This window comes from Paraburkholderia aromaticivorans (assembly GCF_002278075.1).
GTDB lineage: Bacteria > Pseudomonadota > Gammaproteobacteria > Burkholderiales > Burkholderiaceae > Paraburkholderia > Paraburkholderia aromaticivorans.
In genome coordinates this window covers 113,218-126,261 of the sequence record NZ_CP022990.1, presented here as the reverse complement: position 1 = coordinate 126,261, position 13,044 = coordinate 113,218, and the positions used below count along the sequence as shown (strand labels likewise).

Here is a 13,044-nt window from a genome sequence, read left to right as displayed (position 1 = left end):
GCTATCACTCCCACGGTAATGAAAAGGTCTTCAGATTGGTGAAGCTCTTCATGGCTTCCTGCACGCCTTCCTTATAGCCAAGCCCGGAGTCCTTGATGCCGCCGAACGGCGTCAACTCGATCCGGTAACCGGGCACCTCCCACACATTGACCGTCCCCACGCGCAATTCGTTGATGAAACGCGTGATCGCATCCTGCCGGTTCGTGCACACGCCTGACGACAACCCGAACGCCGTGCCGTTGCTGATGCGGATGGCGTCGTCGAGCGTGTCGAAGGTGATGATCGGCGACACGGGCCCGAAGGTTTCCTCGCGCACAACTGTCATGGAAGGATCGACGCCGTCCAGCACCGTCGGCGCATACAACGCGCCGTCGCGCCGGTTGCCGGTCAGCAGACGCGCGCCGCTCGCCACCGCCTCGTTCACGCGCGTTTCGAAAAGCTGCGCCGCGGCGACGTCGATCACGGTGCCCATCTGATTCGACGCATCGAACGGATCGCCGAAAGTCCAGGCGCGCGTCTTCTCGACGACCAGATCGGTGAAATCCGCGGCCACGCTCTTTTGCACCAGCATCCGCTTGACCGCCGTGCAGCGCTGCCCGGAGTTCTTATAGGAACCTTGCACGGCAAGCGTTGCCGCGCGTTCGAGATCGGCGTCTTCGAGCACGATCAGCGGATCGTTGCCGCCCAGCTCCAGCACCACGCGCCGGTATGCCGCCTTGGCCGCGATGTATTTGCCGATCGCCACGCCACCCGTGAACGTGACGAGCTCCGCCAACGGGTGCGTGATCAGTTCATCGGCGATTTCGCGTGGATCGCCGGTCAGCACCTGCAGCATCGGCGCGGGCAAGCCGGCTTCGTACAGAACGTCGGCTAGATAGAGCGCCGACAGCGGCACCTTCTCCGACGGCTTGAGCACCACCCGATTATTGGTCGCGATGGCCGGCGCGATCTTGTGCGCAACCTGGTTCATCGGATGGTTGAAGGGCGTGATCGCCACGATCACGCCAGCCAGCGGCTCGCGCTGCGAAAACACGCGCCGCTTCTTGCCGTGCGGCGTCAGATCGCAGGAGAAGCTCTGCCCGTCGTCGCGCAACGCTTCGATCGAAGCAAACTTCAGCACATCGGCCACGCGGCCGATCTCGTAACGCGAGTCCTGCTTCGACAGTCCGGACTCGAGCGAAATCAGATCCGACGCCTCTTCGGTCCGCTCGCGCATGAGCGCCGCCGCGCGTTCGAGAATCTGCGAGCGCTCGTAACGCGTGAGCTGCGCCTGATAGGCGGCCGCGTACTCGAACGCAGCGCGCACGTCGTCGACGCTCGCCAACGGGACCGTACCCACGCGCGCACCCGTATAAGGATCGAATACGTCGAGCGTGCGCGAGCGCGTCGTGCGCTCGCCTTTGAGGCGCAGCGCTTCGGCCCGGAACGCCGGATGGTCCCGCAGCGTGGCGTTCATGATGCCGACACGCGATTCAAGGCGATGTCGAAGATATCGAAGTTACGCAGCCTATTGCCGCCCGTGCCGCCCGTGCCGCCCGTGCCGCCCGCACCTTCACCACTGGACGGCAACCCTTCGACACGCCGGTTGAACAGCAGCGGCACTTCCTGCTCCGAGATACCGCCGTGCGAGCGCAACGGCACGGTCAGCCCGGACAGGTCGTGCTCATCGCGCCGCGTACCGAGCACGACATGCTTCGTGCTGACCACGACGATATCGCCGACGCGGTCGTTGGGCAGTTCGAAACGCTCACACGCCGCCGGGTTGTCGAGCACGGTATCGATCCCTTGCAAGCCGCCTATCCGTTCGATCACCTGAGCGACGCCGACATCGCGCGGCAGATAGACCGTCGCGAACGAGCCGAGCGCACCGTGATGCACCACGTACGGATCCGTGATCGGCAGGATGACACGCGCGCGGCCGGCGCCGAGCCACTCGTCCAGCACGTCCTGCAAATAGATCACATTCGGCTCGCCGCTCTGCGGATCGTGCTTCGCGTTCATCCCATGGTCGGCGGTCAGGCCGATCACCCAGCCGAGCGCGTCGAGCTTCGCGAGGTAGCCGTCCATCATTGCGTAGAACGCGTTCGCGCCCTCGGTGCCGGGCGCGAATTTGTGCTGGATGTAATCGGTGGTCGACAGGTACATCAGATCGAGCTTGCGGGTTTGCGCGAGCCGCACGCCGGCGGCGAACACGAACTCGGACAGCCCCGCGCTATACACGTCGGGCACCGGCAAGCCGACCAGATCGAGTACTTCGCCGATGCCGTTTTCTTCGAGCGTCACCGTGTCGGCTTTTTCCGCCGAAAAGCAGATGCCCTTCAGCTGCCAGCCGAGCAGCCGGCGCAGTTTGTCTTTCGCGGTGACCACGGCCACCGCGGCGCCCGCGTCGGCGGCAGCGGCGAGCAAGGTGCCGGCGCGCAAATAAGCCGGGTCGTTCATCATTACTTCCGCGCCCTCGCCGCCGTTCGCGTCCGGATCCCAGAAGTAATTGCCGCAAATGCCGTGCACCGAAGGCGGCACGCCGCACACGATCGAGAGATTGTTCGGGTTGGTGAACGACGGGATCACGCAGTCGGCCTTGAACGCACCGCCGCCCTTGAGCATCTTGCCGATGAACGGCGCGACGCCCGCCGCGACCGCGGCTTCGAGATAATCGAATTCGCAGCCGTCGACGCACACCACCACCGTCGGTTGCGACGGTAGCCGGTAGCTGCGGCCGTTGACTTCGATCGTGCGTCCGCTCGTGCCGGTGCTCGTGCTGGTGCTCGTATTTGCCATTGTTGCCTTCCATGCGTGCCGCGCACGCGCGTAGTAATCAGTCGGTTGCCACTACCTCATTCGTTCGATGCCGGCGGTATCCGCGCCACACCCAACGGTCCTTCCGGTTCGCACGCCGCATGGGCGCGCCGCAAGCCGCCATTCACGTGCGCCTGCATCAGCGCGGCGGCTTGCCCGGCGTCGCGCGAAGCCAGCGCCGTCAGGATCGCGCGATGCTCGGCCAGCGAACGCTCCATCGCATCGGCATGCACCACCAGAGCGGCACGCCGGAACAGGCTCAACTCACACACCAGCCTTCGGTACGTCTCATACAGCTTCAGGTTGCCCGACGCCGCCACCAGCGCGTCGTGAAACGCCACGTTGGCGCGCGCGTAGGCATCGGGATCCCGCGCGTCGAGCGCCGCGCGCATGGCGTCGAGCCAGTCGCGCAACAGCGCCAGCTTGCGGGCATCGATACTCGCCGCCAGCATCCGGCACGCCGCCTCTTCGAGCACCGCGCGCACCGCGTAAATCTCGTCGGCTTCCGCCAGCGACACCGTCCGCACGAACACGCCGCGGTTCTTCTCGGTACGCACGAGGCCGGCCTGCTCCAGCGCGCGGAACGCCTCGCGCACCGGACCGCGCGACACCTGCAGACGCGTGGCCCAATCGGCTTCGTTGAGCTTGTCGCCGGGCGCGAGCGCCCCCTCGATGATGTGCCGTTCGATTTCGTCGCGAACCAGTGTGGTCAGCGAATGCCTGCGCACAACCTCGATCGGATCGACAGAAGCAGCTTGCATATATTCGGTCATTTTGACATTTTTTGCCACATCGATGTGTGCAGGCGCGCCGTGACGGCACGCCCGCGCACGCGTCAGAAGTTGCCCGTCAGTCCGCCCGACGGCGTGGCACACGCGCCGCGATCAGCAACAGCGCAGCCAGCGAAACCAGCAGCAGAATCAGCGACAGCGCGGAGGCCGGCAGGTAATAGCCGCGCTCCACCTGACCGACGACCACGATCGGCACCGTCGCGAATCCCGGCGGATACACGGTCAGCGTGGCGCCGAGTTCGCCGAGCGAGAGCGCGAACCCCAGCGCGAGACTCGCGCGGATCGCCGGCACCAGTTGCGGCAGCACGACCCGGCGCAACACCATCGAAGGCGGCGCACCGAGACTCGCCGCCGCTTCACGCAGAATCGTCAGTTCCGGGCGCAACGCGGCGGCCGCGCACCGGTAGCAGAACGGCAGCACCAGCGCGAGCTGCACGAACACGACGATCGCGGCGGAACTCGACAGATCGAACGGCCGCTTGTGATACGCGATCAGCACCGCGAGGCCGAGCACCACGCTCGGCACGCCGTTGGGCATCATCGCGACCGTGTCGACGAAGGCGCCGAGGCCGCGGCGGTCGCGCCCTTCCAGCGCCAGTGCGAGCCACAGACCGAGAATCGTGCCGAGCACCGCGACGCCCATGCCGATTTCGAGGCTGGTGGTGAGCGCGTCGAAGTCGCTCGAACCGAGACGCTCGAACCAGCGCAGGCTGAAGCCGTCGGGCAGGATCGTGCCGGACCAGTGCGCGGCCACGCTCGAAAGCGCAACCACCAGCACCGGCAGCACGAACAGCCAGAAGCACAGCAACGCGGCAAAACCGAGAAACAGGCCGCCCAGCATGCGCACCGCCAGGCTGCGGCGCACCGGCCGCGCTTTCTTATGCATGACCGGCAAAACGGTCGGGTCGAGTTCAACGGCCATAGCCCGCTCCCTTCACCTTGCGACGGTTGACCTGGCGGTACAACGCGTACAGCGACAACGACATGATCAGCATCACGACCGCGCCGGCGGCGGCGGTCGGCAGATCCAGATCGACGGTGGCGGAACTGTAGATCGCCACCGGCAGCGTGATCAGATGCGCGCTGCCGAGCACGAGCAGAATGCCGAACTCGTTGAGCGTCAGCAGAAAGCACAAGATGGTGCCCGCGGCGATACCCGGCCACGCGAGCGGCAGGATCACCTTGAACGCGACCATCCAGCCGCTCGCGCCGAGACTGCGGGCCGCTTCGATCAACCGTATGTCGAGCGTGGCGAACGAAGCCAGCGTGGGACGCACGACGAACGGCGCGTAGAACACGACTTCCGCGAGAATCACGCCGCCCACGCCGAACAGGAAATCGAGCGGCGGCGCCTGCAGATGAAAGAGCCGCTGCAAGCCGATACTGACGGAGCCTTGCGAGCCGTATAGAAAGATCAGCGTGAACGCGACCAGAAACGACGGGAACGCGACGAACAGCTCAAGAAAGCGCGTGATCATTCGCGCGCCGGGGAACGGCTTGAAAAACAGGAGCGACGCGAGCGCAACGCCGAGCAGCGACGCGAGCCCGGCGCTCGCGAACAGAATCCACAGCGTGGTGCCGATCACGCCGCTCGTTTCGGGATTGCCGAAGAACGCCGAATAAGCGTGCAGGCTCAAGCCGTGCGGCCCGGTCAGACTCAGCAACACGAGGCGCACGAGCGGATAGATGACGAGCGGCCCGAGCACCACCACGGCGATGAACAGCAAATGCCATTGCGCGGCGCGTTCGCGGCGCTTCACCGCGGCGGCATGCGAGGCGGCGCTGGCGCTGCGGCGGACGTCGGCGGCGGGCGTGCCGAGCGGGTTCGGCGTATCAGGGGTTGATAAGGACGACATCGTCAGCCTCGTAACGCAAGGAAACACGCGCGCCCTTCTCCGGCATCATGCCGTGAGCGCGCTGCATGGTGACGAGCACCGGCTCGTTGGGCATCGCGTCCAATGCGACGGACACCGACAACACCGCGCCATACCATTCGACCGAGGCGATCGCGCCATGCAAATGCCCTTCGCCGAGCGGCACGATACGCAGCGCCTCGGGACGCAGACAGGCCACGCGCTCGCGCTCGCTGTAGCGCGCGTCGCTCATGCTGAACGCCACCTGCGGCGGCAGCAGATTGGCGGCACCCAGATAGCGCGCGACAAAACCGTCGGCCGGCGTGTCGTACAGCTGTTGCGGCGTGCCGAGTTGCGCGATACGGCCGTCGCGCATCAGCAGCGTGCGGTCTGACAACACCAGCGCGTCGTCCTGATCGTGCGTCACGCAGACGATCGTCAGATTCGGCAGGCGCTCATGCAGCGCCTTCAGTTCGGAACGCACCGACGCGCGCAGATTGGCGTCGAGCGCGGAAAGCGGTTCGTCGAGCAGCAGAACGTCGGGCTCGATCACCAGCGCGCGCGCGAGCGCCACGCGCTGCTGCATGCCGCCCGAGAGTTGCGCGGGCATCACGTGACCGGCGTCGCCGAGTTGCACGAGCTTCAGCGCATCGGCGACGCGCCGTGCGACATCTTTGGCCGGCGTGCGGCGCGCGCGCAAACCAAAGGCGACGTTCTCGAACACCGACAGATGCGGAAACAGCGCGTAGCTCTGGAACAGCAGCCCGAGATTGCGCTTGTGCGGCGGCACGTGGGTGAGATCGTGACCGGCCACGGTCAGCGTGCCGGACAAGCCGTCTGCCTCGATAAACCCGGCGATGAAGCGCAACAAGGTGGTCTTGCCGCAACCGCTGCGGCCGAGCACGGTCAGCAACTCGCCGCGCTGAATGGTCAGCGTCAGATCGTCGAGCACCGTGCGCGAACCGAAGCGCACCGTCAGATGGTCGATCTGCACGCCGCCCGGCGTATTCGAACGCGCGGCATCGAGCGCGTCCGGTGAGGCGCCGAGCGCGCCTGGGTGAGCAAGACTGGCCGTATTCACCGGGTTCATCCTCCAACTGGATTGATGCTGATGCGGCGCCTCGGAAAGTCCCACTGGCGCCGCCTGATTCTGCGACCTCGCCCGGTCGAGTTCCGGGCGACGTCGATTACGCCACGAACGACGGCTTACTTCGGCTTGACCACTTCGATCTGCTTGCCCGACGAACCGATCACCTCGTTCTTCCAGCGCGCGGTCCAGTCGGCCTTCTTCGCCATGACCTGCGTCCAGTCCACCGGAATCAGCTTCACGCCGGCGATGGCCTGCTTCACGGCTTCGCCGTTCTTGCCGGCGAGCGGCACGTCGCTACGGCCGGGAATACCGAAGATGTCCGGCACCTTGGCCTGCACTTGCGTCGACATCAGATAGTCGATCAGCTTCTTGCCTTCTGCCTGGTTCGGACCGTTCTTGATCAGGCCGATCGCGTACGGCAACTGGAACGTGGTCGGCTGGCCGCCGGGCGCGGCAGCGAGGAAGATCGGCTTGAGCGACAGGCCGCCATTGGCCGCGTCGTCCAGGTCCATTTGCAGGTCGCCGTTGGCGAAAGCGATTTCGTTACGCGAGAGCAGCACGTCGAGGTAGCCCGTGCCCTTGGTGTGGAACTTGGCGCTGTTTTCGAGCTTCTTCAGATAGTCGAACGCCTTGTCTTCGCCCATCAGCGACGTCGTCAGGATGATCACCGCCATGCCGTCGCCCGCCGTAGCCGGGTTCGAGTAGGCCACCTTGCCGCTGAAGTCCGGGTGCAGCAGGTCGGCGAAGGTCTTCGGCGCGGTCTTGGTGACTTCCGGGTTGATCGCGAACGAGAAGTAGTTGTTCACGAAGGTCGCCCACGCCCCGTTCGACGCCTTGGCGATCGCCGGCACGTTCTTGTAATTGGCGCTCTCATAAGCCTGCAGCAGGCCGCTCTGGTCGGCTTGCTGGATGAACGGCGGCAGCGTGACGAGCACGTCCGCCTTCGGCTGATCCTTTTCGATGGTGGCGCGGTTCACCACTTCGCCGCTACCCGCCGTGACGATGTTGACCTTCACGCCTTCCTTCTTTTCGAAGGCCGGCAGCACGTCCTTATAGAGGTTCTCGAGGCCGTCCGCGGTGTACAGCACCACGGCGTCGGCCGCGTGAGCCTGCATGGCCGTCGCGCCGAATGCCGCCGCGGCGACCAGCGCCGGCAACAGTTTGCGTACGAGGCCGGTCGTGGCGTGAAGGGAATTCGTCTTTGTCATGTCGTTTTCTCCGAAAGGCAAAAAACCAGACGGTCGGGATATCCCGATACCTGTTGTGATTGAACGGCGGTAGCGCCGCGCCGCTTGCGTGTTGCCCGCATCAAGCCGTGTGCGGATTCATGCGGATTGCAGATTGCCAACAACTTTGCTGCCCCATGTTGTCTCTTTTCCAGCCCGACTTACAGCCCACCTACGACGCTCGCGCTGCCAGCCATGCCTGAACGGGCACGGCAAGGATCACAGGTTTGCATGACAGCGCCATGACGATTCTGCTCAATTCCAAAAAATGACACAATTCGCCAATAATATCCAAGCCAATCTTTTCGCCATCCGGTCCGGGAGACGCCCGTTTTCGGATGATGACGCAGGTTTGTGTGACCTCTGGAAATGACCCGGTCCTGTTGCCTAGCCCGCTTACCGCTTACCGCGGCATCGCTTCGTCGCGGGAGCGCGAAGCGATGCCGCGCGATCGGATTCGATCGGGTTCGTGGGAGCACGCGTTCAACCGCACGACCCACAGCGTATGCGCCGATCCCGTGACGATCGTACATGGCGAAAATGACCGGGGATGCGTGCCGTTTCGCGGCAGCGCAACCTCCGCGGTCGAAGCGGCGGCCACGTTCGAGCCGCGCCGCATCCGGTGAAGCAGGCAGGACAGCCGCGACGCCCTCAGGCGATCAGGATTTCCGGGCCATGCGCCGTGATCGCCTTGCCGAGAGCGCGCTCCGGGGCCAATTCGGTCACGAGATAACGCGCCGACTCGATCCCGTTGATGCGCACCGGCGTCACGCGGCCGAACTTCGAATGGTCGGCGACGACCACCACCATGTCGGCGGCGGCGATCATGCGGCTGCGCACCTCGGCGGCCATGCGGCTGTAGTCGGTCAGATAGCCGTCCGGCGAAATCCCGCCCGCGCCGATGAAGGCAAAGTCCGCGTGGTACTGCGTCAGTTGATGAACGGTGTCGAGCCCGAAGGTGGCGTCTTCGATATCGGACAGCTCGCCGCCGAGCAGCGTGACGCGGTTGTCGTTGCGGCGGCCGAGCAGCAGCGCGATCCGCCAGTCGTTCGTGTACACCGACAGGCGATGCCGGTCGAGCAACGCCCGCGCCACTGCCTGCGTGGTGCTGCCCGAGTCGATGATCAGCGATGCCCCGTCCGGCACGAACTCCGCCGCGCGTTCGCCGATGGCGCGCTTCGCGCCGGCATTCGCGGCTTCGCGGGTATCGAGGTCGGGCTCGCGCCGGTCGCTCGACAGCGCGCCGCCGTGCGTCGTGACCAGCAGGCCGCGCCCGGCCAGCGCGTTCAGGTCACGGCGAATGGTCTCGCGCGACACGTTCAGTTCGCGCACCAGTTCCGCGACCGAAAGCGCGCCCGTTTTAGCGACTTGCGCCAGGATGTATTGGTGACGTTGTTCTGCGAGCATCGATGAAAGGCCGGAAGCCGGCACGCTGGGGTTTCGCCACGGTTGGAGAAGGCCGGCGTATTGTATTACGCGGCGCGCGGCGATGCTCCTCCCGGCGCGCCGACCTGCTAACCTGAACCCCCTGGCCGCGCGCGCGCATCCCTCGAATGACGTGGACGCCGCGTGGCTCATCAAACGAACTGCCGATGCCGCCACTGTTTCGCCGTCTCCTGCTGCTGTTCCACGCGCTGCGTTACGGCGCGCGCCTGATCTGGCTTGCCGCGCCGGCAGATCACAAGCTGCACTGGATGATCGAGCTGGTCGGCCGCTTGCAGGCGGCGGGACGCGGCGGTCAAAGCCTGAACGGCGTGCTGCCGGTACTCGGGCCGCTTGCGGGCCGCTTCGCGCAAACGCTGGCCGAGCGGCCAGAACTCGCGAGCGGCACCTTGCACGACGCGATCGACGCGATCGATCACATGGAGGCTCCGCTGCCGCCGCACGAGTCGGAACAGGCGCTCGCGCGCGCGTTCGGCAAGCCGCTCGCCACGCTGTTCAGCGCCGTGGATGGGGTGCCGGTGCGCGGCGGCTTCGCCGAACAGACGCATCTCGCACGGTTGCTGGTGCCGGTGAACGGCCATTACGAAGTGGCGATCAAACTGGTGCGCGCCGACCAGTTGCAGCAGATCGGCGACGAACTCGCGCTGCTGCGCTGGGTCGCGCGCTGGCTGGAGAAGCTCTCCGGCACCGCGCGCCGCCTGCAACTGCGCGCGCTCGCGCAGAGCTTCGCGGACGACATCCTGCGCCGCTTCGATCTGCGCGCCGAAGCGGCCAATCTGAGCCAGACCGGCCATCATTTCGACGGCGACGCGCGCATCGTCGTGCCGGACGTGATCTGGGACCTCTGCACCCCGTACACGCTGACGATGCGACGCGTCAGCACCTTGCCGGCGAACGACCTGCCCGGCCTGCATGCGCATCACGTCAAGCTCGCGCCGTTGGCTGCGCATATCGTCGAAGTGGTGACCGAGCAGGCGTTCGAGCACGGCTTCTTCCACGCCACCCTCGACGCGCGCCGCGTGCGCGTGAGCATCGAACCGGACACGCTGGGACGTCTCGTGCTGGCGGAATTTTCGATCATGTCGAGCCTCTCGACCGGCGAGCGCGAGTTCTTCGTGCACGGCGCGACTGCGCTCTTCGATCAGGACTATGCGCGGCTCGCCGAGATGCATCGCGATGCCGGGCACGTGCCGCACGACACGCGCGCCGAGATGCTCGAAGCCGAGTTGCGCACGCGCGCCGAAGCGCATTTCGCGGCCGCGCCGGAAGACCGCTCGGCGGGTTCGCTGTTTCATCATCTGCTGCATGCGGTGCAGCCGTTCGAAGGCGCGGTGCCCGCGCGGCTCGCGACCGCACAGCGCTCGTTTCATCAAGCGGAAATGCTGGCGCGCGCGCTGCATCCCGGGCTCGACACGTGGCGTATCACACGCGGCGTGCTGGCGGATATCGCGCGGCGCGACATCGATCACCGTGGCTGGATCAAGCGGATTTCCCGCGAGTTGCCGCACCTCGCGCATATGTTGCCGCGCGTGCCGCAACTGGCGGTACGGTATCTGCAGCACGAGCACGACCGCGCGCGCAAGCCGCAGCAGAATGCGCAACTGATCGCGGAGATCGGCCGCGAATACCGGCGCACGCGCGCGCTGCTGTGGGCGTGCGCCGTGTGTGGCGGCGTGCTCGGCGCGGGGACTGTGCTGCTGATGTGGTGATGGCGGCGCTGCGCCGTTCAGGCGGCGCTGCGCGGACGGGCGTGGCTACCCTGCCTTGCCTCGTTTCACCGATTGCAGCTTCGAACAAGACACGCGTCGTCTGGCCCGAGAAGATGGCGGCTTTTCGCATCACACTATCCAATGCTCGCTTCCTTGATCGCCGCCGTCTTCGTCGTGTTGTGGTCGACCGGGTTCGTGGTCGCCCGCGCGATCACGCCGTACGCCGATCCCAATCTTTTCCTGCTCGCGCGCTTCGGCGGCACGGCGCTGGTCTTCGCGCTGGCCGCGCTGGCGGCACGCGCCGCATGGCCGGGCGGCCGCGACTTCGGCAAACATCTGGTGGCGGGCGCATTGCTGCAAGGGGTGTATCTCGGCGCCGGTTACTGGGCCGTTGCGCAAGGCTTGAGCGCCGGCGTGATGGCCTTGCTCGGCGCGCTCCAACCGCTTGCGACGGCCGCCGTCGCGGCGCCGCTGTTCGGCGAGCGGCTGTCGCGGCGTGGCTGGACCGGCATGGCGCTCGGCCTCGCCGGCGTCGTGCTGGTGCTTGAACCGAAGCTGGGGGCGGCCGCGGCCTCGACACCGCGCGGCAGCGCGCCGGCATGGCTGGTCGTGTCGATCTCGATCGCCGCGATCGGCGCGATTACGGCGGGAACGCTGTTTCAGAAGACTTCGCTTGCGAGGGCCGACATTCGCAGCGCGAGCGCGGTGCAGAACTTCGGCGCGGCGCTCGTCGCGGGCGTGCTCGTGGTGGCGCTCGGCGAGCATCGCTGGATCGCGTCGCCGGCGCTGTGGGCGTCGCTCGCATGGGGCATCGTGATGCTCTCCGGCATCAGCGTCACGTTGCTCGTGTGGATGGTCCGGCGCGGCGACGCGGCGCGCGCCACCGCGCTGATGTTTCTCGCCCCGCCGCTTGCCGCGTTCGAAGGTTATGCGGGCTTCGGCGAGACACTGCTGCCGGTGCAGATCGCCGGGTTCGCCGTCGCGCTCGTGGGTGTCGTGCTGACGCGCTCACGCTGAGCGGAAGCGGGCTTCGGCGAGGCGTTGCTGCCGGCGCGGATCGCCGGGTTCGCCGTCGCGCTCGTGGGCGTCGCGCTGAGCGGCGCGCCCCCCCGAATCAATCCGCCGTATCCGCGCCGGCCGGCACCTTAGCTCGCGTCTGCCCGCCGGGCGCGGGCGCCCATGCCGGGCGGCTCTTGCTCGCCGAATCCACCACGACGAGGTAACGCCCCGCCCACGGCGTCAAGTGGCGATCGCTTTTCAGCACCCACAGCGATCTGCCCGACTCGACGAGCGCCGCGTACTCGGCATCGAGAATGCCGTAGTGATCGAGAAACGTATTGAGCGAGGCGGGAATCCGCACGCAGCCCTTCGAATGACGAATGCCGAGCAGCGATTCGAGCCGGTCGGGGTCGGTGGCGTGCATCTGGAAGCGCATCTGCGACATGCCGCCTTTGCCCCAGCCGCGCTCGCCCTGTGCCCAGCCGAGGTCGAAGATCCGCATGTCACGTTTGCCGTAACCACGAATATGGTTCTCGTTTTGCGTGCCTTCCGAGCGGAAATCCATGTTGGCGGGCGTGTGTTCGAACACGCCGAGCGGCGTGATGAAGTGGTCATACTCGCCCGGCTGCCCCGTCGAAACCGGCGACGCGCCGATCATCTGCCAGACGTCCGCCGGCGTGGCGCGAAAATAGATGAAGACGGCCTGCACATTGGCGTTGCGATCGACCAGCACGACATACTCGCCCGATAGATTGCCCAGCGTGTTCTCGCGCAGCGCGGCTTGCAGCCGCTGCGCATAGGCCTGCTGATCCGCCTGCGGCACCTTCAGCTTGCGTGTGACGCTTTGCGCGAACACGTCCCGCAGCATGAACGCGCGACGCGGATCGACCACGCCGGCAGCATCGGGCGCGGCGATAGCGGACATATTGACGGGCGCCGGCGGACGAGTCGGCACTCTCGGCGCCGATCCCGCAGCGGCCGCCGAAGCGGCGATCGCCGCGCCGCAGGACAGCGCGCAGAAGGCGGTGCCCAGCATATGCGTCAGACGGCGGAAAGAAGGCAAGCGCCGCGCATTGCTCCGCGCGGAAGAAAGTTGACACGAATGAAACAGCACATCGCGCGCACGAGCTACCGACG

The 13,044-nt window shown here is 66.3% G+C and carries 11 protein-coding genes; 2 read left to right on the top strand and 9 right to left on the bottom strand.

The genetic code is table 11. The features are described 5' to 3' along the window. Positions 1–4: 4 nt before the first annotated feature. From phnY to CJU94_RS20320, 8 genes are all read right to left on the bottom strand, one after another. A complete protein-coding gene (phnY, locus tag CJU94_RS20360) occupies positions 5–1,456 on the bottom strand; it encodes a phosphonoacetaldehyde dehydrogenase (RefSeq protein WP_095420540.1) in 1,452 nt (483 codons plus the stop codon). Next, positions 1,453–2,778 carry a phosphonoacetate hydrolase gene (gene phnA, locus CJU94_RS20355; protein ID WP_095420539.1) on the bottom strand — a complete coding sequence of 442 codons (1,326 nt, stop codon included), beginning with the start codon at positions 2,776–2,778 and terminating at the stop codon, positions 1,453–1,455. The genes phnY and phnA overlap by 4 nt, the downstream gene beginning before the upstream one ends. Positions 2,779–2,834: 56 nt before the next feature. Continuing rightward, positions 2,835–3,569 (bottom strand): phosphonate utilization associated transcriptional regulator, encoded by a 735-nt coding sequence (locus CJU94_RS20350; RefSeq protein WP_095420538.1) that lies wholly within the window; start codon positions 3,567–3,569, stop codon positions 2,835–2,837. A gap of 76 nt (positions 3,570–3,645) precedes the next feature. Next, entirely contained in the window at positions 3,646–4,509 is an 864-nt protein-coding gene (phnV, locus tag CJU94_RS20345) for a 2-aminoethylphosphonate ABC transport system, membrane component PhnV (RefSeq protein WP_095420537.1), read from the bottom strand. Beyond that, positions 4,499–5,443 carry a 2-aminoethylphosphonate ABC transporter permease subunit gene (locus tag CJU94_RS20340; RefSeq protein ID WP_095420536.1) on the bottom strand — a complete coding sequence of 315 codons (945 nt, stop codon included), beginning with the start codon at positions 5,441–5,443 and terminating at the stop codon, positions 4,499–4,501. Before CJU94_RS20340 ends, phnV begins: the two co-directional genes overlap by 11 nt. Then, positions 5,421–6,521, bottom strand: coding sequence for a 2-aminoethylphosphonate ABC transport system ATP-binding subunit PhnT (gene phnT, locus CJU94_RS20335; RefSeq protein WP_095422712.1), 1,101 nt, complete (start codon positions 6,519–6,521; stop codon positions 5,421–5,423). The genes CJU94_RS20340 and phnT overlap by 23 nt, the downstream gene beginning before the upstream one ends. A gap of 125 nt (positions 6,522–6,646) precedes the next feature. Continuing rightward, on the bottom strand, positions 6,647–7,738 hold the full coding sequence (phnS, locus tag CJU94_RS20330; protein WP_095420535.1) for a 2-aminoethylphosphonate ABC transporter substrate-binding protein: 1,092 nt from the start codon (positions 7,736–7,738) through the stop codon (positions 6,647–6,649). Between the two features lie 669 nt (positions 7,739–8,407). After that, on the bottom strand, positions 8,408–9,163 hold the full coding sequence (locus tag CJU94_RS20320) for a DeoR/GlpR family DNA-binding transcription regulator (protein WP_095420534.1): 756 nt from the start codon (positions 9,161–9,163) through the stop codon (positions 8,408–8,410). 185 nt (positions 9,164–9,348) lie between these two features. On the opposite strand from CJU94_RS20320, the gene CJU94_RS20315 reads away from it, so the two are divergent. Together CJU94_RS20315 and CJU94_RS20310 are read left to right on the top strand one after the other, a co-directional pair. Further along, a complete protein-coding gene (locus CJU94_RS20315) occupies positions 9,349–10,908 on the top strand; it encodes an ABC1 kinase family protein (RefSeq protein ID WP_095420533.1) in 1,560 nt (519 codons plus the stop codon). Positions 10,909–11,049: 141 nt separating this feature from the next. Continuing rightward, positions 11,050–11,925: a DMT family transporter gene (locus tag CJU94_RS20310; protein ID WP_095420532.1), complete on the top strand. Its 876-nt coding sequence runs from the start codon at positions 11,050–11,052 to the stop codon at positions 11,923–11,925. A gap of 97 nt (positions 11,926–12,022) precedes the next feature. On the opposite strand, the gene CJU94_RS20305 is transcribed toward CJU94_RS20310, so the two are convergent. After that, positions 12,023–12,943, bottom strand: coding sequence for a L,D-transpeptidase (locus CJU94_RS20305; RefSeq protein ID WP_244221105.1), 921 nt, complete (start codon positions 12,941–12,943; stop codon positions 12,023–12,025). Positions 12,944–13,044 lie beyond the last annotated feature (101 nt).